The following is a 26,847-nucleotide window of genomic DNA, read 5'->3' on the forward strand; positions in this document are numbered from 1 at the left end:
CCTGATCTGTGGTGCTCCCGGCTGGGCCGGATGCAGGTTACTGCCAGAATGAAGTTCGGCGGAGTATGGCATATAACAGCTCGATTGGCAAGCCCACCACGTTGGTGTAGGAACCGGAAATTCCTGTGAGAAAACAACCTGCACGGCCCTGCACCCGGTAGCCTCCGGCGGCGCCTTCATATTCTCCCCAATCAAGATATGCCCGGATTTCATCTGTATCCAGGTTTTTCAGGGCGATATTGGTGACGGCATGGGCCACTGCAATGATTCCCGACGCAAAATCCGGATTCAAGGCCGAATCCGGCGGGGCGCACTGAATCTCCCCGGGGGTGTGCTCCTCCAGCGCCGGAATATCAGCTGAAATGGAAGCAGGCAGGTAGATAGCCAGGCCGGTGAGTACCTGGTGTTCCCGCCCTGAGAGTTTTCCCAGAAATTCTTCCGCCTGACCTGCGTCCGCCGGTTTCCCCAGTCTGTGACTGTCCAGGGCGACGATGGTGTCGGCAGCGAGAATGCAGGAATCGGGGGCGTACTCTCCCGGGGTGTTCAGCCTGAGCTCAAGTTTTTCCCGGGCCAGGAGACGGACCAGTTCCCGGGCATCTTCACCCTTCCGGTGATCTTCGTCCATATCCACGGGGTGTACGCTGAACTCAAGGCCCATTTGGCTCAGCAGGGTGCTGCGCTGGGGTGATGCGCTGGCCAAAACAAAGGGATGTGATTGAATCATGGAATTCTCCTCCCGGTGGGGGTGTCGGTTGCGCTGCTGCCTGGAAGGTTGTTCTCCCGTCCGGCTCATAGGCAGACCCGTCGAACATCATGCAGATGCCAACTTCATGCAGCGGCAAACATCCGGTAGCCCAGAAATGCCCCCAACACCGACCCCGGATTTATCCTGATGTATGCCGATATAATATACATGTCGAAGCCGATGGGGCCCAGACTCAGATCGAAGGGGAATCCTGACAGTGCTGCCAGCTTTTCCAGAATCCCCCAGCTCAGAGTTCCAAGAACAACTCCCAGCAGGAGAAGCCGAAGCAGGTGAGGGCGGGTCTTTGCGCTTAATTTCATAGTGAGTGGAATTGTACACAGAAGCCGTGGAGGCTGCAATCCGGGGCAACCGCCTGCAAAACGCTATTGACACTGGAGTGAACATTGAGTACTGTATTGCTCACCAATTATATGGGTTCGTAGCTCAGCTGGATAGAGCGTCGCCCTCCGGAGGCGAAGGTCGTGGGTTCGAATCCCGCCGAGCTCATATTTTTTTTCAAAGGTTTCCCCCGGTTCCAGACCCCATGCAATATCAGGTATTCAACACGCAGGCTTCCCGTCACAGTCAACAATATCAAACTTCAGGGGACCAGCCCGTCGTCGCATACATATCACCATTCCCAAAAGTATATGCAGGCCCTGGCCGTGTGCGGTGTATGACACTTTTCCGTCCTCTGTTTTTTCACAGGTTCAGGTTTCTCAGTTTCCGGGTGATATGCCAGGTGATCTGTAATGACGCTTGAAGAATGCCGCAGGATCTGGCAGGGTCCCCACCGCCTCTTTCTCAGGGGGAGGGAGCTGAAGCGTTCGGTGGGGCAGCGGGTCCAGAAGATCAGCATCACCCTGGATCGGTCCTGTCCCAGGCGGCTGGGCGGAGGCTGCGCCTTCTGCAATCCCGACAGTTTCCTCCCTCCGGGGGGAAGGGGACATATGGATCCCGTTGAGCAATTCCATGCCGGAATGAAAAAATTCAGCGAAAAATATCCCCGACAAAAATACATTGCATACATCCAGGGCTACACCGGCACATTGGGCGATCCTGAGCATCTGCGGCAGATCTATGCCCGCATATTGAGTTTGCCCCGGGTCCATTCCCTGGTTATCGGAACCCGACCGGACTGCCTGCCGCCGGAAATATTGGACGTTCTGGCCCGGCTCGGCGATGCCGCCTGGCCGTCAGAGAGCGGAGGCGAAGCTGAAAGGGTGAAAAAGGAGCTCATGGTGGAACTGGGAATTGAGAGCTTCAGTCCGGCGGCACTGCAGGAAGCCCGCCGGGGCATATCTTCGGAACAGATTCGAACGGCCCTTGGTAAGCTTGAGCAGAGAAATATTCCCGCCGGCGCCCACCTTATGATCGGCCTTCCCGGGGAAGATCAGCTGCAGCAGCTTCCCGAACATATCAATTCCCTTCCAATCTCCATGCTGAAATTTCATCAGCTCCAGCTCATCCGGCGAAGCCCCTGGGGAGAACTGGCGGCAGCAGGGAAGAAGATATCGTCCCTTCCCCGGAATCCTATGACAGTGGATGAATATACTGATACACTCCTGGATGTGATTGAGAGAATACGTCCGGATATACAAATAGAACGGCTCTGTGCGGATGCACCCCGGCAGCTGGTGGTTCAGGAGCACGAATCCTGGGAGGGGATGAAGAACTACCGCTTCACCGCCCTTTTTGAATCCGAGTTGGAACGGCGCAACAGCTGGCAGGGGAAAGCATATGAAGGGTGACCAGTCTCCAGCCGGAGGTTCGCCCCAGGGGTCCGGGAGCGGCGGATCTCTGCCTCATGGACTCCCTCAGGGCCTCATTAAAGGTGAAGCGGAGCGTACCCGCCGCCTGAAATACATTGCCATGTTTGCGGCATTCAGCATGTTTGCCGCCACTCTGGAATACCTCTTTCCCCGGCCGGTCCCGTTTTTCCGCCTTGGGCTTGCAAATCTGCCCATTCTTCTGGCTTTTCCCCTGCTGGATCTGCCGGGACTTCTCATGCTCACTCTTTTAAAGGTTTTGGGGCAGGGGCTGGTGAACGGCACCCTGGCAAGTTATGTATTTCTGCTCAGTCTCACCGGAAGTTTTGCTTCGTTCTTTCTGATGTACGGTCTGTATCGCCTCCTCCCCGGCAGATTGAGCTACCTGGGGCTGAGTCTTGCAGGTGCACTGGCCAGCAATACGGTTCAAAGCCTGTTCTCGGTTCTGGTGATATTCGGTCAGCAGGCCTGGGTGATTCTGCCCCTGTTTTACGGTCTGGGCTTCGCTGCGGGTGTGGTGATCGGGGCCCTTGCGGAAGTGGTTTCCCGGCGGTCCCGCTGGTTCTACCTTCAATACGTTCGCCTGGGGGCGGATCAGAATGAGTTGGCCGGACGGTCTGTCCATTCTTCTCCCTCAATCCCGGCGGACTCGCCGGAGGAGGAAGAGGGGAAGATTCCGGACCTTTCAGAGTATGACGAACGTCAATCCTCTGAAACTCCCCGCCGGCGGAGACGACGCGCCCCTCTGCAGCGGCTGTTAAGCACCAATGCCGCATTCATTGCAGGATTAAGCGTACTCCCCATCTATCTTCTCACCACCGATCCCGCAGCCCGCTTCATTCAGGTGCTGATCCTCGGGATTCTCACCCGTATGGCGGGGAAGAGGCTGTTGTACACCTACTTCATTTTTCTTCTGGCCTCGGTGACTTTTTTCCACGCTCTGGTTCCTCAGGGACGGGTGCTCACATACATCGGCGGATTTGCCGTTACCCGGGGGGCTCTGCTTTCGGGGTTGGGGAGGGGACTGACCATTATCGGCTTTGTGTTTATCTCACTGTTTTCCATCCGGCGGGATCTGAAAATACCCGGCACCCTGGGCAAACTGATTTCCGCCACGCTGAGGTTTTTCGAGCATATTTATGAGTTTCGGAAAAAGGCCCGGATCGGCGGCCTGGTGGCCCGGCTGGACAGAGTTCTGTTCGAACTCTCCGCTCTCCCGTTTCAGGAAGATGGAGAAGCCGCAGAGGCCAGGCCGGGAAGGCAGGCCGAAGACAGTCCTGCATCAGAATCCCCCGCTGCTTCCGGTCCATCCGCTTCCTCCGGTCCATCTCCCTGGATCCAGGCAGCTATCATTGTGATGATCGATCTGCTCATCGCCCTGCCTCTGGTATTTTCAGATTTCCTTCTTTTCTGATCCTCTCCCGGTGTTATACTGATACATACAAGGAGTGAACATGAGCACATTTCGTGAAGACTTACGCAATCAGCTGGATGAAATTGAATCCTCCGGCCTATGGAAACATGAATTTACCATTACCAGCCCCCAGAATCCCCGCTTTACCCTGCAGGAGGAAGAGGGCGAATATCTGAATTTCTGTGCAAATAATTATCTTGGTTTAAGCGATCATTCCGACATTATTCAGGCCGCCGGCGAGAGTCTTGCCCGGAGGGGTTTCGGCATGAGTTCTGTTCGTTTTATCTGCGGAACTCAGGATCAGCACCGTGAGCTGGAAAAGGAGATATCCCGTATGCTGGGCTGCGACGATACAATTCTGTATTCATCCTGCTTTGATGCCAACGGAGGATTGTTCGAAACGGTAATGGGAAAAGAAGATGCCATCATTTCCGACGAGCTGAACCATGCAAGCATCATCGACGGCATACGCCTTTCCAAAGCAGCCCGCTACCGCTATAAAAACCGTGACACCAAAGACCTGGAATCAAAGCTTCAGGAGGCCAGGGATGGGGGAGCCCGGCATATCCTCATTGCAACCGACGGCGTCTTCAGCATGGACGGAACCTACGCCCCTCTGGAGGAAATTTGCCGGGTAGCCGATCGCTTTGACGCCATGGTGATGGTTGATGACAGCCATGCCGTAGGATTTGTGGGAGACAGCGGTGCAGGTACGCCGGAAATGTTCGGTGTTCAGGACAGGGTGGATATTGTCACCGGTACTCTGGGGAAGGCTCTTGGCGGAGCCAGCGGGGGGTACACCTCCGGCAGGAAGGAAATTATCGACCTGCTGCGTCAGAGAAGCCGTCCCTATCTGTTCTCCAACTCCCTTGCCCCTCCCATAGTGGCCGCATCCCTGAAAGCCCTTGAGCTGAGAAAACGCCATCCGGAACTGCGCAAAGCAGTGTGGGAGAACACGGCATATTTCCGCGACGGGCTGAAAAAAATGGGATTTGATGTGCCGGAGGCTGAGCATCCCATTATTCCCATCATGCTATATGATGAAAAACTGGCTGTTGAGACCGCCGGGAAGCTGTTTGAGCAGAAAATCTATGCCGTGGCCTTCTCGTATCCTGTGGTTCCCAGGGGAAAGGCACGGGTGAGGGTGCAGATTTCCGCCGCCCACAGCCGTGAGGATCTTGACCGGGCTCTTGCTGCTTTCGCTTCTTCCCGCCGGGAATCAGGATGATGTGCTTGTTGGTGTATATGGAGTTTATAAATAAATAAACGAAAATAGCACTGTATAATTCTTGTTAATACAGAAAGCTTGACAAAGCGGGTTGAATCTCCTAATTTGAATTAGACAACCCTAGAGTGGAGGGAAGTATGAACATCGTACTTTATATAACCCTTCCTCTTGCGGGATTGATTCTAGGTTGGACAATACGATGGCTTTATGCCAGATTTCAGCTTACTTCTTCAGAACAGAAGAGTGAGCGGTTAAAACGAGATGCTGTAAAGGAAGCCGATGCCCTGAAAAGGGAATTGGTATTAGAAACAAAAGATGAACTTCTACGGGAAAGAAATACACAGGAACGTGAGTTTCGAGAACGAAGACAAGAACTCAATAAATTCGAGAAACGACTTCTCCAGAAGGAAGAAAACCTAGACGAAAAACTGGCCTATGTCGAACAACAGCATTCGACATTCGCTGACCGCGAGAGGAAAATACAGGACCGCGAGCAAGAGCTCGGCAGGCAGGAAGATAATTGGCGCAATGAACTAGAGCGCGTTTCCAGTCTCACACGTGATGAGGCGAAGAAAATGATTATCTCATCACTGGAGGATGAAGCCCGGCACGACGCCCAGGCTCTCATCCATAAGATCGAACAGGAAGGTCAGATCACAGCTGAGCGTAAGGGACGGGAGATACTCATCTCCACAATCCAGCGCATGGCCAGTGAGGTGAATGCGGAAGTAACCGTCGCATCAGTGAATCTTCCCAACGATGAAATGAAGGGCCGCATTATCGGCAGGGAAGGGCGAAACATCAGAACCCTGGAAACCCTGACCGGAGTGGATATCATTATCGATGATACTCCCGAAGCGGTGGTTGTTTCATGTTTCGATCCTGTGCGGAAAGAGATCGCCCGGCGGAGCCTTGAACGGCTCATCAGCGACGGACGAATCCATCCCACCAGGATTGAAGAAGTGGTTCAGAAGGTAACCCAGGAGATCAGTCAGTACATCTTTGAAGAAGGTGAAAAGGTTCTGTTTGATCTGGGCATCCATCATATGAAACCCGAAGGTATCCGGGGAATCGGGCGGCTGGTGTTCAGAACCAGTTACGGACAGAATGTGCTGGCCCATTCCAAGGAAGTGGCCGTGTTTGCAGGCATGATCGCCGCTGAAGTGGGTGCGGATACTGAAATTGCACGGAGAGCAGGTTTGCTCCACGACGTGGGCAAAGGAATCGAGTCTGACGGTGATTCCAACCATGTTGAACTGGGTGTTGAGCTTGCCAAGCGCACCGGTGAGGATGAGCGGGTCATTAACGCCATCGCATCCCACCACGGAGATGTACCTCACAGCTGCGTAGAGTCGGTGATTGTACAGATTGCGGATGCGCTGAGCGCTTCCCGCCCCGGTGCACGCCGGGAGACGCTGGATAACTATATTAAGCGTCTTGAGAATCTTGAAAAGATTGCCGAGGATTTTGACGGCGTGGATAAGGCATATGCCATCCAGGCCGGCCGGGAATTGCGGATCATGGTTGACCATGAAAAGGTCAGCGATAATGAGGCCCGGGAAATTGCCCGTGAAATTGCCAAACGGATTGAAGCTGAACTTCGCTATCCGGGGCGGATCAAGGTAACAATGATTCGTGAAACCCGAATTGTGGAGTACGCACGCTGATGCCGCTCACAGAAAATTTGTAAATACTGAAGTACGGCTGCACGGAAACCTCCGTGCAGCCTTTTTGTATGCCCAGCGAAGCGCAGGCATACCCGACCGGTTGGAAGATACCGGTGTCGCCTCGTTCAGGAGGAAGACAATCCGAATTGCAAGGGCGCAGCTGGCAACGGTTGGGTCTGAAGGAAGCAATAGGAAGTGAACAGCACATAGCGAAAGCGAACCTGATACGGCACAACAGGGGTGGTAAGCGTGCAAAATAGCGCGAAGCCCGAAACCTGAACAGACCTGTAGTGTGTTTGAGGATGGCGTTGTTTACAGGGACTGCGCACAGTATCTGGGTAAACCTGTTGAAATCCCAGCAAAGGGTAGGGAACGACAAGCAGAAATGCAAGTCAGATCGAAGTTTCAGCAGGTGGCAGATGAGTCCGTAGTAGTGAGTAAGTTCCGGCCAGTGAAAGCCAGTAATGGTGTGGAGGAGAAAACCGGAATGACCTCGTCCCCGGTGACGAGGACTGCATTCAGGCCAAAAGCCGGATGCGGATGCGAAGGGACGAAGTTTTTAGTAAATCTTGTTTCGATGAAAAGGCTGGTCGGCAGCTACGCTGCCTGCTCGCCTATGCAACCGAAGGAGCGTGAAGCCTAAACAGAAAGTTGCTGGAAAGTGAGCAGAGTATGTGGCCACGGCCGACTGGGGAACCAGGAAGCTGAGCCAGAATACCGTTGACCTGAGTATCTTTTTGACCAGCTGAATATTGCCGGAAAATGGCTAAGAGACAGCTGCAGAGGAGAGAATGAGCAGGAGTTTCACCGCCGAGGTTTCAAACGAAAGAAGATGCAGACACAAGGAAATCGTAAAATCTGGTACAGCCTCTACGGCAGGATGCTCGAGAGACCACGGCTGGAGGCCGCTTTCAGGAAGGTGAAGGCAGCGAACGGAGCCCCCGGAGTAGACGGAGTGAGCGTCAAAGCCTTTGCCGACCGTCTGGCGGAGCAACTCGATGTACTTGTGAAGGAATTGAAGGACAAGAGCTACCGACCGCTTCCAGTCTTGAGGGTGGAAATACCCAAAGACGGGGGAGGAGTAAGGAAACTCGGGATACCTTCGGTTCGCGACCGGGTAGTCCAGCAAGCCTTACTGGACATTCTAAACCCAATATTTGACCCGGACTTTCATCCGTCCAGTTACGGATACCGACCGGGCAGAAGCGCACATCAGGCAATTGATAAGGCATCTACGTTCATGCGCAGGTATGAATTGGAATGGGTAGTGGATATGGACTTGTCGAAGTGTTTTGACACACTGAAGCATGACTTTTTACTGACTCAAGTACGAAAACGAGTTGCCGATGGAAGCATCTTGAATCTCATACGCCTCTTTCTTGAAAGTGGTGTGATGACGGATGCTGGTGAAGAGAACACTGAAGAAGGGAGTCCCCAGGGCGGGGTGATTAGTCCGCTTCTCGCGAACATCTACCTCGACTTCTTTGACCAGTGGAGCATGGCACGAGGGTATCGCATAGTTCGCTATGCCGACGATATCCTCATCTTTGCTTCATCACAAAAAGGTGCGGAACGTCGGCTTGCAGCTGCAACGCATTTTCTGGAAGAAGAAATGGGACTGGCTGTGAATCGTGAGAAAACTCACATTACAAACCTGTATGAGGGGGTGCGCTACCTTGGAGTAGTAATCTCTCGTCACCACACCCGGATTCAGGAAAAGAAGGTGAAAGCCTTCAAGGACAAGGTCAGGAAACTGACCCGACGCAACAGCGGGAGACCGCTGGGATCGACAATTTACGAACTCAATCCAGTACTACGCGGGTTTGCTAACTATTTCAGGATAGCAAATTGTACGAAGGTATTCAGGGAGCTGATGAGCTGGGTACGCAGGCGATTGCGGGCTATTCAGTTGCGACTTTGGAAACGCTCTTCCCGGCTGCACCGCCGATTGCGGCAGCTGGGATTTCAAGGCGAATTCAAACACATCAAGATGAGTTCGTGGAGATCGGCTAAAAGTCCGCTTGCAGCCATGGCGCTGCAAAACAAGCACTTTGAAGAGATGAATCTGTTTTCTCTCGACAAGGTACAGGTCGCAATTTCTGTCCGGCAGCTTGCTGGATAACTGAAGACAGGAGCCGTATACGAGGTCCGTACGTACGGTTCTGTGAGAGGGACAATAAAGGAGGTCATTCCTCCTTTATTGCCCTACTCGATTGTGTAAATTTCCGCACAGCCCGCCTTTTTTCCATTACCATAAAAGTATGAACTCCCGACTTGCTACACGGTTTTGTATCGTACTGTTTCTTCTGCAGCTGCTGAATATCCGCATTTTTTCCCAGCCATTAATCAGCTATGTCATTCATGCATCGGAAGAGGCAGGGGTGTGGCAGCAGACGTTCAATTCGGTTTTTCTGGATACTCTCCGGGATATATGGCCCGGCGACGTGAATATGCAGCTCCATTACCTGGATACGGAAAACATCAGAAACCGTGCCGATATGCAGGTGATTTCTGAATATCTGAAATGGGATCTGGGCATTGAAAAGCCCGATGTGATTATTGCGGCTCTTCCCGGTGTAATAGATTTTTTTATTGAAAGCGGTCTGTATAATACCATCGACATTCCCGTTATCTACACTCTTGCCACTCCCGTGCAGCTGACCACTCTCCAGCGCCTGGATGACGGCAGGGGAAAAACGTTCACTTTCCCTTCGGCATTTCGTTCCGCCACCCGTGCCACCCTGGAGCTGACCCGGCGCCTTCTCCCGGAGAGAGATAAAATCCTGTTCATTTCCGGCAGCCACAGCACAGATGTACGGTTTGCCGAACTGGTGGAATCCGTGCTGGATGTGCTGCCTGACGAGCGGGAAGTCCAGTGGCTTACAGGACTTCCCCTTCCGCAACTGAAGCAGCGCCTCCGGGACGCCGATGACCGTGAACTGGCCATCATGATTTCCTATTCCCAGGATAACGGAGGCAGCAGTTATACCCTTGTACGCGAGCTGCCGGGCATTGTTGAGGAGAGTTCCATTCCCATATTCGGAATGTACGACAGTCTTGCAGATACCGGTTTAGTAGGCGGAGCCATGACCAGTTCCCGGGGCTACGGAAAGGGAGTGGCGGAATTGGCAAGGGATGTGGTTTTCGGTGAAGCTCCCGGTGTGTCGGAAACCGAAATTGCGGTGACGAATATTATTGACCTTCAGGCGGCATCCACCCACGGAATTCCGAAAATCCGAATACCCGGAGACAGCCGTCTCATAAACCGCCCCAACACTCTTTTTGCCAGATACGGCCTGTATGTTATTCTCGTGTTCACTGCTCTGGTTCTGGAAACCTTGCTGATCATCGGTTTGTTCTTTTTCATTCGTCAGCGGAATCTGGAGCGGAGATTGAAGGAGGCCGCCCTCCAGGAGTCCCTTGCCAACAAGGAATTGCTGATCCGGGAAACCCATCACCGAATTAAAAACAATTTTCAGGTCCTTTCATCACTCATCAGTCTTAAATTCCAGTATCATCAGGATCCTGATGTGTATGAGAGCATTAACGATATTATCGCAAAAGTTCAGTCCATCAGCTCCGTTCATGAAATGGCTTCAGAGTATGAAACCCCGGAGGGCATAGAACTGAAACCCTATCTCCAGCCCCTGATAGCGGATCTTGCCCGGATGTACAACGGCAGTGAAAAAGGAATTTCCATGGATGTCCGTCTTTCGCCCATGCAGGTCCCCTTTGAGTACGCCAGCATTATCGGATTGGTAACCGTGGAGCTGATTACCAATTCTTTCAAGTATGCCTTTCCTGATACCATGCATTCCGACGGGGGTTCTCCGGCGCCGGAGACCGGGGGGGCGCCCCACCACATCACAGTTGTTCTTGAACCTTCTGACGGAGGGCTTTCCCTGCAAGTTGCCGACAACGGCATTGGTGTGGACGATGGTTTTTCCATTGAAGAGCATGGGGGCACCGGACTTCAGCTTGTAAAATCCATGGTTGAACAGCTTGAGGGTACCCTTACTGTACAGAACGGCGCAGTACCCGGGGGGGCGGAAAACGTCAAATTCATTTTGTGTATTCCCGGCGATTTCAGCATGGAGCAGGACATCTGAGAGTATAAAAAAACGGCCGCCCGGGATTAACCCGGCCGGCCGTTTTTGTCACAGATTTGTCCGACTGCTTAGCGCTCTGCGCCTTCCAGGGCTGCTGCGGCAAGGTCATAGAATGTATCCAGGCCGATGGTTGCGCCGGAGATGGAATCGGGGGCATCTACGCTCTGGCTTTCGATGAATGCTTCTTCCACTGCACGGGCCTGTTCCCACCAGGGAGCCATTGCACCGCCGTTTTCAACCATTCCGTATTCACCGTCCCGTGAACGCTGAGCCTTGTTGGTTCCCTCTTCTTCGGGGATGGCGTCCCAGTGTGCTGAGGTTACATAACCTGAAATAACGGTGATATCCACGAAATACTTCCAGCCATTGCCGAATTCATCTGCGCTGGCGGTGTAATTGCCGTCTTCGTAGGGGCCGTATCCTGTGGGACCGTTTTCAAGCGCCTTGTTCACCAGGGCATAGAATTCATCGTAATGAATGGTCGCGGCGCTGATGGCATCGGGTTGCTCTGTGGACTGGTTTTCCAGAAAATATTCTTCCACGGCTGCTGACTGTACGTGCCAGTCTGCCATTGCGCCGCCCCGCTCAACCATGGGGTAGCCGCCGTCTTCTGAAAGAGAAATTTTATCGGTGCCGCCGTTGATATTTGAACCGTTCCAGGTCACATCGGTGAACTCCCCGTCTTCAACCACCAGGGTCACGTTGTAGCGCCAGCCGCTGTCAGAATAGCCATCTTCCATGGCAAAATATACTCCGTCAGTATATGATGTACTGTTTCCGCATCCGATCAGGGCGATGCTGAAAAGCGCCAGTACGGTTACGCTGAGGATTTTGTAAAAAGATCTCATTATGAGCCTCCATAAGAAAAAATGTGCACGGGTTTCCGTGTTCAGATGCTAGTATATATTCAAAATATTAAACAGGCAATGAGCTGAAAAGTATTCTATAACATTTTATCCAATATGAAATAAATAAAATATATGGAAATATATATAAAAGTAATGTATTCCGGATGATAAAACCAATGCGGTTGGGGTAACATCAGATTCAAGGGCCGCCGGCAGTTGGAGCCCGGAGAGCTTTGTGGTAGATTTGCACATTACCATGCCTTCAGGAGCTGAATATATGGAACGCACCATTCTTGCAATAGGCGATATCATCGGGAAACCCGGCATGCGGGCATTGTTTGCCATGCTGCCCAAAATGAAAAAAACCTACAAGGCCGACCTCACAATTGTAAATGGGGAAAATGCCAGCGACGGATTCGGACTGACACCTGAATTGGCGGATACTATCTTTCAATCCGGGGCGGATGTAATTACCTCCGGAAACCATATCTGGCAGCAAAGAGAAATCTACCGCTATCTGGATGAACAACCAATGATGCTCCGTCCTGCCAATTATCCCTCCGGGAATCCCGGTCATGGAAGCTGTATTTTCAATGCCGGGGGAATCCGGCTGGCGGTATTAAATCTCCAGGGGCGATACGGAATGTGGCCCATAGATTGTCCGTTTAAAAAAGCCAACGAGCTGCTGAGAAAAGTGAAATCCGAGGCAGATGCGGTAATAGTGGATTTCCATGCCGAAAATCCACAGGAAAAAGAGGCGCTTGCCTATCATCTGGATGGAAAAATTACCGCCTTGTTCGGCACCCACACCCATATTCAGACCGCGGATCAGAGAGTCCTTCCCTCGGGGACAGGATTTATTACCGACATAGGGTCAACCGGTCCTGATCAGAGCATCATCGGCTTCGACGCCAACATCGGTATTCAGAGACACCTTACCGACCTGCCATTGAGAAATGAAGTAAGCGAAAATTCTGCGGTGGTGAGTGCCCTGGTGGTGCGCTTTGATGAACAGTCACCCCTTACCACCACGGAAATATTCCCGGTGAGAGAGGCTGCGGGGTTCTGATGCCGCCATCCAACAGGAAGCCAGGAAAGAAACGGAAAAAGTTACTGGATCTTCTCGTTCTCCGGTTCCCCGCCAAAAGCAGGGAGTGGCTGTTTGCACGGGTGCTCCATGGAGATGTGTGGGTGAACGGTCATCGGGAAAAACAGCCGGGTGCCGTTGTTCCGGCGACCGCAGAGCTGTATGTGGAAGGCCTTTCCGGCGGGGAGGAATCCGGCGCCGCACTGTCTTCTGTCACCTCTTCTGTCACCTCTTCCGGCACCTCTTCCGGCACTTCTTCCGGCACCGGGCAGCCGGAAGGGAGAGGAAATGCTGAACGAAGTGTTCAGCCTCCGATAACAGGCTTCGTGAGCAGGGGCGGTGCAAAGCTGGATTCCGTTCTTGAGCTCGCCGCTTCCGAAGGATTTCTGTATTCCGATGCGGTGATTCTGGACGCCGGTGCCTCCACCGGAGGCTTCAGCGACTGTCTGCTAAAACGGGGAGCCCGGACGATCCATGCCGTTGATGTGGGGTATAATCAGCTCGATTACCGCCTGCGAATCGACCCCCGGGTTTATGTCCGTGAACGCTGCAATATTCTGTCAATTCCCCGGGGTGAACTGCGGCCCACTCCGGATCTTGCAGTGGCGGATCTCTCCTTTAGAAGCATGGAGGGGGTGGCCACCCATATTCTCCGCCTTACTTCCAGGGGCCTTCTCCTTGCCTTGCTGAAACCCCAGTTTGAGCTTGAGCACTCCGATATTCAACTCCCTGGGTTTGACGGGGTGATCTCCGATGAAGAGACCTCATTGCAGATTCTGGAAAACACCTTTCAACGACTGGCTGCACAGGGGGTGTCTGTGAGGAATTACTGGCCGTCGGCTCTGAAGGGAGGGCAGGGGAATCAGGAATATTTTGCCCTGTTGTTTCTGAAGCAGGAAAAAGGCTGAAACCTGCATCTGCCGATACGGCTACCAGGATATTCCCGAGAAAATACGGAATGAAATATGCTGTGCATTCACATCACGGGCGAATAGCAGAGTGTATCCGGGCATCAGCTGGAAAAACCATCCGGGATCATTTTCCTGCCGCCTTCGGGATGAAAATTCCAGGCCCGGTCCGGCATCAAGGTAGGAGTTTACCATCAAGGTGGTAGCCGGTTCTCCATAGAGCAGGTAGCGGATCTGTCTCAGATATGCGCCTCCCTGTAGATCAACGGTTATCCGAAAGCCCTCAAAAGCGTTGAAGCGGAGCTGAACACCGGCCCCGGCTTTCTGGTACGTAATTGACTGTACTGGGTCAGGTTCTGGTAAATGAATGCCGGCACCCAGATCCAACGGGAGACCCAGGGCAATAACCGGAGAAAATTCCAGGAATTCCGGAACAAAACTGACCCGTGCCCCCATGCCGTAGCTGCCCCTGCTCAGTTCATTGCTGCTGCCCACAGTCAGGCTGCGTTCAACACCCGCGGAGAGTACCGGCGGCGCTGCGTATGCACGGCTCCCGGCAGCGCTGCATATGATCAGGACCGCAGCGGCGAAAATGGCGACTGCCCTTCTGCCGGGCAGGAAAATCCAGGCGCACCGGGCCTTTCGTGTGCGGGGCGCCGCTTGTATGCCCGGAGCTTTTGGCATGCCTGGTCTCGGGAGCTCTGTGTTCATCATTCTACATATATATTGCATGGTGGTGGGGAAATCAGGGGTAATCCCCGGGATACAGTGCTTTCCCGATATACGTTCCCTCTCCCCCCAGAAAGTCGTAGCTCTCTCCGTCAATAAGTATGCGGATGCCGTCTACTGTGGGAAACTGGGTGGCAGTGTTTATCAGCTGGGCAAGCTGGAGTCTGTGCCCTTCCATACCAATGGGATTAAAGCGGAACGATTCATTCACATCGATATATGCGATGCCGTCTTCAACCCATACCCGGTGAATTCTGCTGCGGGAAGGAATAAGGTTTCGTATCGACCCGCCGGCCTTCTCCTGGGGCTGCTCAAACAGGGTCTCCAGGGTGCGGGTAAGCGGGCTGGTGGCAAACTCCACCTCCATGTTCTCAGGCTGAACACTGATGTCTCCGGCATCATTTATATGCACCATGAATATGGAGTATTCTCTCACCTTGGTCTGCACATCCGGCTCGGCTCCATCTTCGGTTTCTCTGTTTTCCCCGTTCTCAGCATTCTCACGGGCACTCTCTTCGCTGCGGTCCGGGGCAGTTTCCCTGTCCTGTTCCGATTCCGCTCCGGATTCTTTATCCCCGGATTCTTCATTTCCCTGTCCATCAGATTCTGAACCCGATGAGGAATCAGAACCTGCGTCGGAAGAATTTTCGGAAGGTGCATCAGATTGGGACGGGCCGTCTTCGGCTGCATCCTGTGAGCTGTTGTCTTCCTGAACGCCTTCCTGTGAAGCCTGTTCATCGGTGGAATCGGTTTCTTCTTCCCCGAAACTCTCATCAGCAGGAGCATCCCCGTCCATACCAATCCGCTGGTTGATCACTTCCACAAGGCCGGTGCTCTCCATCACCTGTTCAATGTTGCTTCGGTTGAAGAGAAAGACCACAAGGATGAGAAGGATGGCGGCGATCCAGAAGAGTACGCCCAGGGATGTTTTGCGTTTTTTATCTTGTTTTGTCATGACGTATCTATCTATCGGATAAAAGCGATCCCGGCATTATATATGATATTCGTCTTGTGATCATCAATTTGACAGCTGTGATATTTCTGCTCTATAGTTTGATGTATTATGAAGGAACTCCGGGGAATTTCAGCCAGTCCAGGTATATCTCAATGTTCGGTTCTGGTTCTTCAGGATGATCAAAGTGAAATTCCCCGCTACGATATCGATGAAGATATGGTCAGCCGGGAGTATGAACGGTTCAGTCAGGCAGTCCAGGCGGCCATTGAAGAAATAGAGCAGATTAAAAACCAGGGCGATTCACCCCTTCAGCCCAACGAGCGTCAGATGCTGGATACCCACATGCTCATGCTGAACGACCCCGATCTGGGAAACAAGGTTCAGGCGGGGCTGTATGAACAGCTCACCAACGTGGAGTATGTGCTGTTTGACCTCATGCAGGATCTGGTGAAGAAGCTGGAAGCGGTAAAGGATGACTACATCCGGGAACGCACCGCAGACCTCCATGATGTGAGCAAGAGAATCATCAATAATCTCCTTTCAGATGAGCGTATAGATTTATCCACCCTGAATGATGATGTGATTCTGGTGTGCCATGATCTTATGCCCAGCGATGCCATTGCCATGGACAAGCTGCGGGTGAAAGGCATTGCCATGGACGGAGGCGGAAAAACCTCCCACACCGCCATCATCGCCCGGGCTTTTGAGATACCTGCCGTGCTGGGTCTGGGGGATATTACACAGCGGGTGAAAACAGGGGATTTCATTGTAATGGACGGATACAAGGGGATTGTGTATCTGGAACCTGATGAACAGACCCTGGACAGCTATTCGCGAAAGCAGCAGGCCGTTCAAAAGCGGGAAATTCAGCTCATGCGTCTTAACGAACTTCCGGCGGAAACCAGAGACGGAAAGATGCTCAGCCTGAAAGCCAATATTGAAATTCCCGAAGAGGTGGATGCCGTGGAGAGCCATGGTGCGGACGGGATCGGTCTCTACCGTTCCGAGTTTCTGTTCATGAAGTCCTCCACTCTGCCGGATGAAGAGGAGCAGTACGACGCCTACAGCAGGGTGATTTCCGCCATGAAACGCCGCCCGGTAACCATCAGAACCCTGGATCTTGGGGGCGACAAGCTGATGCACAGCATGAACCTCCACGGAGGGGTGGAGAAAAACCCCATTCTGGGCTGGCGGGCTATCCGCTTTTGTCTCTCCCACGTGGATATTTTCCGCACCCAGCTGCGGGCTTTGTTGAGAGCCAGCGTACACGGAAATCTGCGGATCATGTTTCCCCTGATCTCCGGAGTCCAGGAGCTGAAAGAAGCCCTGGCCATTTTTCAGGCGGTCAAGCTTGAACTTCAGCAGGAGAATATTCCCATTGCGGAAAATATCCCCGCAGGAATCATGATAGAGGTCCCCAGTGCAGCCATGACCTCGGATTTGCTTGCCAAACGCAGTAATTTTTTCTCCATAGGAACAAATGACCTGATTCAGTACACTCTGGCAGTTGACCGGGGTAACGAACATGTGGCATATCTCTATGACCCTCTTCATCCCGGTATTATCCGGAGTTTGAAGATGATCATCGACAATGCCCACAAGGCGGGAATTTCCGCCGGCATGTGCGGTGAAATGGCAGGGGATCCCCTCTATACCCTCATTCTTCTCGGTCTCGGACTGGATGAGTTCAGCATGAGCTCATTCGGCATCCCCCAGATCAAACAGATTATCCGGTCCACATCCATTCTTGAAGCCGAGGAATTTGTAGGGAGGGTACTGGAGATGGATTCCCCCGATGCCATCGTGGACTTTGTGTCCACCACCATGGAGGATAAATTTGACATTACAGGATAAAGAAGGTCTGATCCGGCGACTGGATGAGGTGGAGAAGGCGGTGCTGCCCCGTGTGGCAATAGTGGGCAGGCCCAATGTGGGGAAATCCACCCTGTTTAACCGCTTCATCGGCAGCCGGAAAGCAATAACCGATCCCACCCCCGGAGTCACCCGGGATCCGATTTTCCAGCGGGCTGAATTTGATGAAACTGCATGTATGCTCATCGACACCGGAGGTCTCACAGAGTCCAGGGATTATCTGGATACCCTGATCACCAGCAAGAGTCTCTCAACCATCGAACAGGCGGATATTCTGGTGTTTGTACTGGATGTCACCGAAGTGACACCCGAGGACGAGGAGTTTATCAACCGTCTGCGCCAACTTTCCAGCCGGATCATTCTTGCGGTGAACAAGGTTGATAATGAGCAGCGTGAACAGATGGTGTGGGAATATTACCGGCTGGGCTTCGACACCATTTTCCCCATTTCCGCAACCCACGGTGAAGGGATCGACGAACTGGTGGAAGAATTGAAACTCAGGATCGAAGCCGCCGAGCACAGGCGGATCAATGAGCACAGTCTCACATCAACGGAAATAGAGGAACTCAGGGCCGAAGTACGGAAACTGCTCCAGCAGGACATTGAGGAAATTCAGGCCGAAGCCCGGCAGGAGGGGATCACCATCGATGCGGAGAAGCTTCTCCGGCTGGATAAACGGGCCTCCCAGCCCTGGGATATTTCCCTGGCCGTTCTGGGGCAGCCCAACACCGGGAAAAGTACCCTCTCCAACGCCCTGACGGGAACTGAGAATTCCCTGGTATCCGAAATTGCAGGAACCACCCGGGATGTTCTCGAGGGGAGTTTCGCATTCAGGGATAAAAAATTCCGCCTGCTGGATACCGCAGGTATCCGGAGAAAAAACCGGGTCCATGAAAACCTGGAGTATTACTCGGTGACCCGCGCCATTTCCGCCATTGAACAGGCGGAGGTGGTGGTGCTGATGATCGATGCGGAAAAAGGACTTTCCGAGCAGGATAAGAAGATTTCCGCCCAGGTGGTAAAGCACGGCCGGGGAATTATTCTGGCGGTGAATAAATGGGATCTTCTGGAAGATATTCCCAACCGCATACAGGCGGTACGGGACCGGATCAATTTTCTGTTCCCCGTCCTTGAATTTGCTCCCATTCTCCCCATCTCCGCCAAGGAGGGCAGCGGAGTACAGGAACTGCTGGAGACCAGTCTGAAAATACAGCGGCAGCTCTATACCCGGCTTGGCACAGGAGTACTGAACCAGAAACTGAGGGCCTGGCAGGAGCATACTCCGCCGCCGTCACGGAAGGGGTTCTTCTGGAAGGCCAAGTATATTACCCAGGTAAGCGTGCTGCCCATGAAATTCATTCTTTTTGTGAACAGAAGGAAGGACTTTCCCGAAAGCTATGTGGGTTTTATTAAAAACCGTATCCGAAAGGATTTTGCGCTGGGAAATATACCTATACAGTTTGAGCTCAGGGACTCGCGGAGAACATGAAACATCAGGGATTTCTGCTTCCGGAAATCTGCCGGGTGCTGGATTGCAAGGTTCACCACATCCGATACATTGAAGAGCACCTCCCCATTATCAGTACATCCTACGACCAGCGGGGCAGGAAGATGTACAATCTGAAGGACATCTATCTCTTCTCCCGAATCCTCCGGCTTACCCGGCGGGACGGCCGGTCTCTCCAGCAGGCGGTGCAGATGCTGTTCCGGGAGCTGGAGGGACCCTCGCTGGACATGACTGCCAGGTTTCTCCAGATCCGGCACGACCTGCTGAAAACCCGCCTCCAGTCGGTGCAGTCCGCCAATCGTCTTGCGTTAAAATACCGTCTGCCGCCGGCCAGCCATGCTGCGCCTTCCTGGACTGAAAGCCGGGGCGAACCGGTGCATCCTCTCCAGTTTTTCTCCCCCGACGAGCTTTTTCCCGGTGACAATTATGCGGCTCTGGAATCGGAGCTGGCTTCATTTCTGGAAGACGGAGCCGCCGGCGGGGTTGAGACCGGTTCTCTCCCCGACTCCGGGGAGTCCAGCGCCTCCGGCCGCGGAGGAAATACACTCCCTGAATCCATTTTAGCCGACGGCCGCTGGCTGGTGCTCACCCCCGACCCCTACCGGTCCACCCTGGACGCTTCCTATTCCGGGGGAAAGCTGATAACCCCCCTGCGCCGACTCTCCGCCCTTGAGTATATGGCGGAAAAAATATCCGCCGCAGCAGGCGCCTACGGCAATTATCCTCTGTGGGTAATAACCGTGCGAAAGCGCCATTTTTATCATCTTTTGGGGCTGATGAACAAACACGACTACTTCGGAATTCCCGGAAGTTCATTGATTATTCTGCCCCAGCCCGACCATGAAGAACTGAGTACCGGAGACGCCGGAGCCCTCTTTGCCCTGCGCAGACTGATGATGCCGTTTCTCCTGGAGAATGATTACCGCTTTGGTCAGCTGCTCAGTCTGGAGCATCCGTTTCTCCCCCTGCCCGAGGAATCTGCGGTTGCCAGGCTGTTTGCAGACAGTCACCCCGTACTCCGGGGTTACCTGCCCTCAGGGGGGGGAGGGAGAATTCACAGTGAAATGTACTTCAAAATCCGCCCCATGGACCGCCTGCGCCCGGTGCATCTATCTGCTTCCCGAGGGTCCGCAGATATCAATGTTCGCCTTCAATACGCCGATACTCTTGCTCAGAAGGGATATTTGATTATCCAATCCCCGGAAACCAGGGGGCTTCTGCGTCCCAAGCAATGGGAGTATTTTCCGCCGTTTTACGGCAAGGAATGGTACAGCCCGGATGAACTGTCATCCCAGATGAGCAGGATGTACCGTTCCTGGCTGAGCAACCCCCCGGGACACGGGGATGTGGAAATAAGCCCCCTCTATGCCAGAAACCGGGAAGAAATGAAACGGCGGGAAAGGGGCGGAACCGATGAACCGCCCCGTCCCGGGGGGATCAGGGGTCTGTATACCTGATGTACCGGGAGACGCCCATTCCCTATCATTCAGGAGAATTTCCATGAAGAAGGCGTATCCATTCCAATACATCACAAGAGCGCTTCGGGGCTTCATTCCCGGGAGAACTGTGCTCATGCTGCTACTGTTTATCGGGGCGCATCAGCTCCCGGCCCAGGCTCTCAGTGTACCGGACAGTTCCATGGCCCGGCGATCCCTTATCGATACCATTACCGCTCCTTATACCATGATCTCACCTTCAGACGGCCGGATTCTCAGCGATCCGTTCAGCTCTATTCTGGTGAAGTTCGAGGTACGGGAACTGGAAGACCGGCTGTATCTGATTTTCAAACACAGCAGGGAAAACCGCTTTCCGGATATATCCGCCGGCAACATGATCATCCGCCGAAGCAGAAGTGACGGGAGCATTGATCAGATTAAAATCTTTCTGGATGAGATCGGAGCTCTGGTGGTTCGAATTCACCCCCGGGGGGGAAGGTCCGAGCTGAGCCTGTCCCTGTTCGGAACCACGCTCTATAACAGAATTCCCATTTTTCTGGACGTCCAGGAAATTATTCAAACTGATATTAACCGCATCCTTGAACTGGCTGGCGGACGCATTCCCTGGGAGCAGCTTACTCCGCCGTCCCGGCCGGAGGAGTACCAAAACCTTCGGCAGATGCTGGATGACCTGCGGACCGTACTTCCATCCCTGCCTGACAGCGAAGACGGAGCCATGGATGCCCGGGGAAACATGATTCGAATTGAAACCCTGGGGCTTCATGCCCTCCCGGGGTTTAACTGTTCGGGGTTTGCGAAATTTGTGGTTGACGGTATGTATTTTCCCATCACCGATTCCCTCAGTGACGTGGAGCTTTTGAAAATCCGCCATCCTGAGTACCGGGGAACAGAACTCAGCAGGAAGTTTGAAGAATCCCGGGACCCCTATTTCGGTCTGGACTGGACACGGAACCTGGCGGTGGCAATGGATGCCGTCGCCCGGGGAGAAGATGCTTCCCGGCTGGAGGCGATTGTTCGCCGGCGGCCCGAAGCCCTGGATGTGCGCAGCACCCCGTATATCGAATACCGGGATGACCTTGGGTATCCGGTGGAGAGTCTTGTTCAGGTGCTGTATCTCCAGGCTCTGGAAAACCCCGGAGATTTGTATCTGGGCAGCATCAACGGCGAATTCGGAAACGACCCGGTGCTCTGGCAGCATTTTCATGTGGTTGTGCTCTTTCCCTATTTTGATGATACGGGCAGGTTCAGGGTCGCGGTGCTGGAACGGAATGTAGAAAGCTCTCCCGCCTCTCTTCAGCGCCGGTATCCGGGAAATTATGTTCATCTGGTGAGAATTACACCATCAGAAAAGTATATTTTGCCGGAAATTCCCGGAGTTAATTGAAAAACGGCTTCACTGACTGTATCTTTAGGCAGATATGAACAAGTTCCTCCGGATTACATGCATGCTTGTTGCAGGTTTTTCTGCAGTACTGCCCCTTTCCCTCTCCCGGTCATTCGGCCTGTCCGCCCAGGTAATAGCGGATTCTGACCGGGTAGGGTGGCCGCCGGCATCGGATCAGCTGGATATCCATTCCATGGCGGATGCGGCTTTTGAAGCCGGGGATTATCCCCGCGCAGTCAGACTGTACCGGCGGCTCCTGCAGAGCGCCAAGGCGGAGATTTATGTACGGCTGGCTGAAAGTCACCTCCTGGCATCACAGCCCTTGGCGGCTCTCGGGGTACTGAATCAGGCCCGGCGTCAGCCTGGGGTCTCTGAACCGGAACTTCTGTTTCTCCGGGCCCGTGCCCATGTTCTTCTTGAACAGCCGGAACGGGCAGTTGAGTATGTTGATATGCTTCTGGCAGATTCCCCGCAACTGTATGCCGAATATCCGGAAATATGGCGCGGCAGTCATAAATTGAGACTGGCTGCAGTGGATAACACCCGTGCCCGGGAACAGTTGTTCACGGATCTCTCCGCCCCGTGGTATACCCGTGCGGCAACCGAACTTGAACGTACAGCTGCCCGGGCACTCTATGGGGAGCAGCGCTATGAAGAACTTGCCTCCTGGCTGGATGCCAGGTTCAGCCGGTTCCCCGGCCTGACCGAAGAGCGGGAATTGCAGCTTCTCAGAGCGGAGGCATTGTATTTCCTTTCCTCCGCCGGGGCCGGGAGCGGGGAACCGGATCCTGGATCAACGGATCCTGTATCACCGGATTCTGTATCACAGGATAGAGAGGACGTGATTGCCGCATATGAAAACTTGAGAAGCAGGGTGGATGAGTTTACCCCCCAGGTGTATGTCCGGCTCTTCGACCTGTACAGAAACCGAGCAGCGGGGGGAGCACCGCAGGTGAGTGAGCTTCTGGAGGCTGCACAGCGGGATCTTGAAGCGCATCCTGATATTCTCGGGGCATTTTATGAGCGGATGCTCAGCGAACGCTTCCCCAGCGGAGATGAGGAAGCCGTCGGGAGGGCAATCACCCGTCTTGACCGTCTGGGAACTGAATTCCAAAGCTATATTACCCCGTATTACAAAGCACTCCGGCTGCTCCGGGACGAAGACCCCGGGAGCGTGGATGCCGCCCGGCAGGCAATCCGCTCCTACCTGCGTGCAGGGGGTGAGAACGATCCCTGGCTGGATCTGCTGCTTTCCGAACTGGATTACCGGCAGGGGAATTATTCCGCCGCCTGGCAACGGATAGAGAATCCTCTTCCGCAAGAGAGTGATGCATCGGCAACGGTCTACGGGGAGGATTTTCGCCGTCAGCGTCTTGAAATTATGCTCTATTCTCTCTATGCCGCAGGAGAATACCAACGAAGTGCCCGGCTGGGAGCTGAGCATGTTGACGAATATCCCCGTATCAGACCGGTAACAGCCCGATCTTACGGGGGAATGGGGAATTTCGCCCGGGCTGTGCAGGTGCTCGAGCCGCTCTTCTCCCCAGGCAGCGGCGTTAGCCCCGAAGACGGATTGCGTTCCGAATATTATCAGTACCTTGTGAAACTCGGCCGATGGCCGGATATTATCTCGGCGCAGCAAGGGTTTTCCCCCGATCAACCCCGTGATTATCCTGCCAGCAGATATCTGTACGGCCTGGCACTGATCCAGACCGGAAATTTCCCTGAGGCGGTTAAGTTGTTCGGGACTCTGATACAGGAGGAACCGGGAGCGGAGCTGGAGATCTATGCAGATTACTATCTGGGATGGGCTTCCTTCCGGAGTTCCCGGGATGAAACCGCCCTGGAAGCATATGAGCGGCTGGTAAACCGTCTGAAGGATGATGTTCAGCAGGGTGAAGATCCTGCAATTCCCTCCGCTGCTCCCGGCGCCCTGGAACTGTTTGTCCGGGGAGCCTATGAGGGAGCCTGGGCCGCCTTGCGGATGGAGGACTACGAAAGAGGTCTGGACCTGCTGAATACACTCCTGGATTCATCAACTTCCCCCTCCCTGCAGGAAACTCCGGAGGGAGGGGAAGCCGCTGATATTTTTGCCAGAGCCGTGTATTTGCGGGCCAAACTGCTGATGCTGGACCAAAGAGCAGAAGACGCCGCAGCAGCGTTGATTGATTTCAGGGACCGCTATCCCCGGCACGAGCTGGCGGATGAGGCCCTCCTGGATTATGCCAGGGTTCGGGCGTCACAGGGACAGGTGAACAGAGCGGTGCGCAGCCTCTATGAGCTGATCAGTGCATATCCGGACAATTCCAACGCAGCCCTGGCCGCATACCGCATCGGCGAACTGTACTATCAGAACGACCGCTTCCAGGAGGCCAGAGAGGCATTCAACAGCTACCGGGACGAATACCCCCGGGACGGCAACATAGATGCGGCTCTCTATTTCAGCGGAAGAGCATCCTGGCAGTCCGGGGAAACCGCCGCCGCACGTCTCTACTGGAATAATCTGGTGGAAAACTTCCCGGACAGTTATTTCCGGTTGAATACCATGCTTCTGCTGGCTGAACTCTATGCGGAACAGGGCAGGGAGTCCGCCGCCGCCGGCCTCTACGACATGATAACTTCGGAGTATCCCGGACAGGCGGAGAACCTGGGTATAGAAGAGCGGAAGAGCGCACTGTCCCGGTCGGCTCCCGCCGATGATTCCTGGTCCGTTCTGGAATCAGATCCCCGTCTCACAGAACAGGCGGCCAGAGACCGTGTACTGGAGCTTGGTAAAACACTGATTATCGATCAGGCGGGGATCAGACAGCGCAGTCAGGATCTGGGGCCCTATCTTGAAACCCTCAGTTCCAGCGGGGATGCAAGCCCCCGGGAGCGTTCCCGCGCACTTTATCTGCTGGGACGGGGAGCTCTGCAGAGGGCGGAGTATTCCCGGGCGGCGGAATATTTCATTGATGCTGCGCTGAGCAACAGCAGCGACTGGCAGCGTGCCCCGGAATATCTCTACTTTGCTCTGGAGTCATACAGCCGTCAGGGTGCGGATCAGGAGGCCCTGGCAATTTATCAGCAGATGAAGGAAATATATCCCGATTCAAGCTGGACACTGGACGGGCGCAGGGCGATCCGCCGTTATATCCCCGGAGCTCTGCCATCAGGAGATGATCTATGAACCCGCTACACCAACCAATTATTGCGGCTGAACCTTCAGAGCGTCTCCCCGTCCCGGCCCAGCCTGCCCGTACCGGGGGGGCGGCCGTCTCCCGGCACTATGCCAATGTGATCACCGGCCCGGCGCCGGTTCTCAGAATCGGCCTCTTCCTGTGCCTGGTCTTCTTCGGGATGCCCGCAGCCGTTTCTTCCCAGGAGGAGGCGCTGAACGCCCCGGAGTCCACCAGTCTGGTTCTGCCCGACGTGATTGTGGATCTTCCCGAGCCGGATTACGGGGATGTTCAAACTCTCCTGCCCGGTGACCAGGGAGAGGAGTACAGCTATCGGGCGCTGCCCAGGCCCCGGCAGCTTGCGGATCCCGGTCTTCCCTCCAACGGGGGTGAACCCGCAGCCGGCGACGGCGAAGACAGCGGCAGGGGAGGGGAAAATCCTGCTCCCCGGATTCAGTTCGGTCTGGGGGGCGGCTATGCCCCCGGAATGAACGGGTATGTGCAGCTGTTTGACCCCCGAGGCAGCTATCTTCTGGCTGCGGATCATACTCAGTCCTGGGGGGATTTTTCCCGGGGGTACACGCCTCCTGATCAGGGGTTCGCTCTCAGCAGGTCCCGCATCACCGGAAGGATTGAACCGTTCCATCTTCTTGCCGATTACCAGTTCCGGGGCCTGGGGGCACTGGAATCTTACCGGGCCCAGCATCTTCTGGATGCAGAGGCAGGTGTGGAATGGGGTATTGCAGGATTCAGCGGTGAATTTAATTCAGGTCAGGACCTGAGACGGATTGTTCCTGCCGTTGAAGCCGAAGGGGATATACCAAACATCTTTTTGCGCTTTTCTGCAGACAGTTCAAACCGTTACCGGAAGGAGTGGGAACGTTCCGTTCTGGAATTTCCGTTGAACTACCGTCTGGAATTGAGTCCCCAGTACGGCCTCTGGCATGATCTGAGTCTGGGCGCAGAGTTCAGACATGCTGCAGGTGAACTCTGGAGCTTCGATCTGGGCTACATCCCCGGCATCAGCCGTGGACCGGGGGCAGGTGAACCGGAGCTGAACGACGAAACAGGGGATGCCCCGGGTTTCAGCTATTCCCGTCCCGGATACCGGGGAATAAACCACAATTTCCATCTGGGACTGGGGTTCAACGGGGAGAAATGGGGTCACGATTTTCGTGGCGGATTCGAGCAGCTGCGGCCTGATGAAACGGAATTGTGGAGAACTCATCCTCTGTTGTCTCCCTTTTATGTGATCCCGGAAAGCAGCGGGGAGATCGGCGACATCCAGGCAGCCGCCGATGCTGCAGCACAGATCGTTCCGGGAGCAGCCCAAAACCGCCCGCTAATCAGAAGATGGTTCTTCTCCACCCTGAGCGAATTTGCACTGACCGATGATCTGCTGCTCAGCGGGGGAGTTGATACGTATTATTACTACGAACGGCCTGTGGCCGGGGACTGGTCCCAGGCCGTCACATTCGGGGATGACGGCCGGGAATTCCGTAACTGGTACGCATCCCGGGGGCTGAATTTTGTCACCACCCTTGGATTTCGTGGGTTATTCTCAGAGAACATCTTCGGCGGAGTAACCTGGGTAGGGAATTTTCTCCTGAATGACGGACTTCAGCCCTCTCAGCAGCTTGAGGCAGAGGCGGAGATTCAGAATCAAAATGACCTTCTCAGCGCAGGGGTTCGCATGGAGCTGAATCTGTTTCGCAGTCTGCAGCCGCCTCTGTTCAGTATTATCGGGGGCTGGAACATCAGCCCGCTCTGGGCTCTCAGTCTGGAGATTTCAGATCCTGTGGCGGCGTTTCTGTCCCGGGGAAGGTTCCTGCACGATTCCGGGGTCAGTCCGATACAGACCCGGGGGTTCACCGTGGACCTGTTCGTTGAATATAGAAATAGTAAGTGACGTGGATAAACTGACGTGGATAAACTGACGTGGATAAACTAGTGCCGTATGTACTGTGAAATACCAATATCAGGTAAAAGAATTACGGCCGGGGAGAAAAA

The 26,847-nt window shown here is 54.1% G+C and carries 19 protein-coding genes and 1 tRNA gene; 15 read left to right on the forward strand and 5 right to left on the reverse strand.

Going from position 1 to position 26,847, the window contains the following annotated elements; all coding sequences use genetic code 11:
- Positions 1-37: 37 nt before the first annotated feature.
- Both L21SP2_RS06225 and L21SP2_RS06230 read right to left on the reverse strand, forming a co-directional pair.
- Positions 38-724, reverse strand: coding sequence for a Maf family protein (locus L21SP2_RS06225; protein ID WP_024267653.1), 687 nt, complete (start codon positions 722-724; stop codon positions 38-40).
- 104 nt (positions 725-828) lie between these two features.
- The gene (locus L21SP2_RS06230; RefSeq protein WP_024267654.1) at positions 829-1,065 is read right to left on the reverse strand and encodes a hypothetical protein; all 237 of its coding nucleotides are present in this window, start codon (positions 1,063-1,065) and stop codon (positions 829-831) included.
- Positions 1,066-1,178: 113 nt separating this feature from the next.
- On the opposite strand from L21SP2_RS06230, the gene L21SP2_RS06235 reads away from it, so the two are divergent.
- From L21SP2_RS06235 to L21SP2_RS06270, 7 genes are all read left to right on the forward strand, one after another.
- Positions 1,179-1,252 (forward strand) — tRNA-Arg (locus L21SP2_RS06235).
- A 245-nt stretch (positions 1,253-1,497) separates the two neighbouring features.
- Positions 1,498-2,496 (forward strand): radical SAM protein, encoded by a 999-nt coding sequence (locus tag L21SP2_RS06240; RefSeq protein WP_024267655.1) that lies wholly within the window; start codon positions 1,498-1,500, stop codon positions 2,494-2,496.
- Positions 2,486-3,928 (forward strand): Gx transporter family protein, encoded by a 1,443-nt coding sequence (locus L21SP2_RS18330; RefSeq protein WP_024267656.1) that lies wholly within the window; start codon positions 2,486-2,488, stop codon positions 3,926-3,928. The genes L21SP2_RS06240 and L21SP2_RS18330 overlap by 11 nt, the downstream gene beginning before the upstream one ends.
- Before the next feature lie 40 nt (positions 3,929-3,968).
- Positions 3,969-5,156, forward strand: coding sequence for a glycine C-acetyltransferase (locus tag L21SP2_RS06250; RefSeq protein WP_024267657.1), 1,188 nt, complete (start codon positions 3,969-3,971; stop codon positions 5,154-5,156).
- A 137-nt stretch (positions 5,157-5,293) separates the two neighbouring features.
- On the forward strand, positions 5,294-6,823 hold the full coding sequence (gene rny, locus L21SP2_RS06255) for a ribonuclease Y (protein ID WP_041401274.1): 1,530 nt from the start codon (positions 5,294-5,296) through the stop codon (positions 6,821-6,823).
- A gap of 832 nt (positions 6,824-7,655) precedes the next feature.
- On the forward strand, positions 7,656-8,945 hold the full coding sequence (gene ltrA / locus L21SP2_RS06265; protein WP_024266491.1) for a group II intron reverse transcriptase/maturase: 1,290 nt from the start codon (positions 7,656-7,658) through the stop codon (positions 8,943-8,945).
- A 139-nt stretch (positions 8,946-9,084) separates the two neighbouring features.
- Positions 9,085-10,932 (forward strand): sensor histidine kinase, encoded by a 1,848-nt coding sequence (locus tag L21SP2_RS06270; RefSeq protein WP_024267659.1) that lies wholly within the window; start codon positions 9,085-9,087, stop codon positions 10,930-10,932.
- Positions 10,933-11,000: 68 nt separating this feature from the next.
- On the opposite strand, the gene L21SP2_RS06275 is transcribed toward L21SP2_RS06270, so the two are convergent.
- Complete coding sequence (locus tag L21SP2_RS06275) at positions 11,001-11,780, reverse strand: Pheromone cAD1 precursor lipoprotein Cad (RefSeq protein ID WP_024267660.1); 780 nt, start codon at positions 11,778-11,780, stop codon at positions 11,001-11,003.
- Between the two features lie 235 nt (positions 11,781-12,015).
- Between L21SP2_RS06275 and L21SP2_RS06280 the strand changes: the two genes are divergently transcribed.
- Positions 12,016-12,849 carry a TIGR00282 family metallophosphoesterase gene (locus tag L21SP2_RS06280; RefSeq protein WP_244437952.1) on the forward strand — a complete coding sequence of 278 codons (834 nt, stop codon included), beginning with the start codon at positions 12,016-12,018 and terminating at the stop codon, positions 12,847-12,849.
- Positions 12,849-13,775, forward strand: coding sequence for a TlyA family RNA methyltransferase (locus L21SP2_RS16985; RefSeq protein ID WP_024267662.1), 927 nt, complete (start codon positions 12,849-12,851; stop codon positions 13,773-13,775). Before L21SP2_RS06280 ends, L21SP2_RS16985 begins: the two co-directional genes overlap by 1 nt.
- Positions 13,776-13,796: 21 nt before the next feature.
- Here L21SP2_RS16985 and L21SP2_RS06290 read toward each other — a convergent pair whose 3' ends face one another.
- Positions 13,797-14,459 carry a hypothetical protein gene (locus tag L21SP2_RS06290; protein ID WP_024267663.1) on the reverse strand — a complete coding sequence of 221 codons (663 nt, stop codon included), beginning with the start codon at positions 14,457-14,459 and terminating at the stop codon, positions 13,797-13,799.
- A gap of 61 nt (positions 14,460-14,520) precedes the next feature.
- A complete protein-coding gene (locus L21SP2_RS06295; RefSeq protein ID WP_024267664.1) occupies positions 14,521-15,459 on the reverse strand; it encodes a GerMN domain-containing protein in 939 nt (312 codons plus the stop codon).
- 108 nt (positions 15,460-15,567) lie between these two features.
- Here L21SP2_RS06295 and ptsP point away from each other — a divergent pair, with 108 nt between their 5' ends.
- Genes ptsP through L21SP2_RS06325 form a run of 6 tightly spaced genes read left to right on the forward strand, consistent with a single transcriptional unit; the run spans position 15,568 to position 26,746 of the window.
- Positions 15,568-17,313 carry a phosphoenolpyruvate--protein phosphotransferase gene (gene ptsP / locus L21SP2_RS06300; RefSeq protein WP_024267665.1) on the forward strand — a complete coding sequence of 582 codons (1,746 nt, stop codon included), beginning with the start codon at positions 15,568-15,570 and terminating at the stop codon, positions 17,311-17,313.
- Positions 17,297-18,820: a ribosome biogenesis GTPase Der gene (der, locus tag L21SP2_RS06305; RefSeq protein WP_024267666.1), complete on the forward strand. Its 1,524-nt coding sequence runs from the start codon at positions 17,297-17,299 to the stop codon at positions 18,818-18,820. Before ptsP ends, der begins: the two co-directional genes overlap by 17 nt.
- A complete protein-coding gene (locus tag L21SP2_RS06310; RefSeq protein ID WP_024267667.1) occupies positions 18,817-20,295 on the forward strand; it encodes a MerR family transcriptional regulator in 1,479 nt (492 codons plus the stop codon). Before der ends, L21SP2_RS06310 begins: the two co-directional genes overlap by 4 nt.
- 43 nt (positions 20,296-20,338) lie before the next feature.
- Positions 20,339-21,679 (forward strand): hypothetical protein, encoded by a 1,341-nt coding sequence (locus tag L21SP2_RS06315; protein ID WP_024267668.1) that lies wholly within the window; start codon positions 20,339-20,341, stop codon positions 21,677-21,679.
- A gap of 34 nt (positions 21,680-21,713) precedes the next feature.
- Positions 21,714-24,848: a tetratricopeptide repeat protein gene (locus L21SP2_RS06320; protein WP_081719490.1), complete on the forward strand. Its 3,135-nt coding sequence runs from the start codon at positions 21,714-21,716 to the stop codon at positions 24,846-24,848.
- Positions 24,845-26,746 (forward strand): hypothetical protein, encoded by a 1,902-nt coding sequence (locus L21SP2_RS06325; RefSeq protein ID WP_024267670.1) that lies wholly within the window; start codon positions 24,845-24,847, stop codon positions 26,744-26,746. Before L21SP2_RS06320 ends, L21SP2_RS06325 begins: the two co-directional genes overlap by 4 nt.
- Positions 26,747-26,847: the final 101 nt, after the last annotated feature.

This window comes from Salinispira pacifica, from assembly GCF_000507245.1.
GTDB lineage: Bacteria > Spirochaetota > Spirochaetia > DSM-27196 > Salinispiraceae > Salinispira > Salinispira pacifica.

Coding starts and splice junctions, on each gene's coding strand:
- rny (WP_041401274.1), top strand. CDS start 5,294: ATGAACATCGTACTTTATATAACCCTTCCTCTTGCGGGATTGATTCTA.
- L21SP2_RS06315 (WP_024267668.1), top strand. CDS start 20,339: ATGAAGAAGGCGTATCCATTCCAATACATCACAAGAGCGCTTCGGGGC.
- L21SP2_RS06230 (WP_024267654.1), bottom strand. CDS start 1,065: ATGAAATTAAGCGCAAAGACCCGCCCTCACCTGCTTCGGCTTCTCCTG.
- L21SP2_RS18330 (WP_024267656.1), top strand. CDS start 2,486: ATGAAGGGTGACCAGTCTCCAGCCGGAGGTTCGCCCCAGGGGTCCGGG.
- L21SP2_RS06320 (WP_081719490.1), top strand. CDS start 21,714: ATGAACAAGTTCCTCCGGATTACATGCATGCTTGTTGCAGGTTTTTCT.
- ltrA (WP_024266491.1), top strand. CDS start 7,656: ATGCAGACACAAGGAAATCGTAAAATCTGGTACAGCCTCTACGGCAGG.
- L21SP2_RS06275 (WP_024267660.1), bottom strand. CDS start 11,780: ATGAGATCTTTTTACAAAATCCTCAGCGTAACCGTACTGGCGCTTTTC.
- L21SP2_RS06250 (WP_024267657.1), top strand. CDS start 3,969: ATGAGCACATTTCGTGAAGACTTACGCAATCAGCTGGATGAAATTGAA.
- L21SP2_RS06240 (WP_024267655.1), top strand. CDS start 1,498: ATGACGCTTGAAGAATGCCGCAGGATCTGGCAGGGTCCCCACCGCCTC.
- L21SP2_RS06270 (WP_024267659.1), top strand. CDS start 9,085: ATGAACTCCCGACTTGCTACACGGTTTTGTATCGTACTGTTTCTTCTG.
- L21SP2_RS16985 (WP_024267662.1), top strand. CDS start 12,849: ATGCCGCCATCCAACAGGAAGCCAGGAAAGAAACGGAAAAAGTTACTG.
- L21SP2_RS06310 (WP_024267667.1), top strand. CDS start 18,817: ATGAAACATCAGGGATTTCTGCTTCCGGAAATCTGCCGGGTGCTGGAT.
- ptsP (WP_024267665.1), top strand. CDS start 15,568: ATGAAGGAACTCCGGGGAATTTCAGCCAGTCCAGGTATATCTCAATGT.
- L21SP2_RS06295 (WP_024267664.1), bottom strand. CDS start 15,459: ATGACAAAACAAGATAAAAAACGCAAAACATCCCTGGGCGTACTCTTC.
- L21SP2_RS06325 (WP_024267670.1), top strand. CDS start 24,845: ATGAACCCGCTACACCAACCAATTATTGCGGCTGAACCTTCAGAGCGT.
- L21SP2_RS06225 (WP_024267653.1), bottom strand. CDS start 724: ATGATTCAATCACATCCCTTTGTTTTGGCCAGCGCATCACCCCAGCGC.
- L21SP2_RS06290 (WP_024267663.1), bottom strand. CDS start 14,459: ATGCCAAAAGCTCCGGGCATACAAGCGGCGCCCCGCACACGAAAGGCC.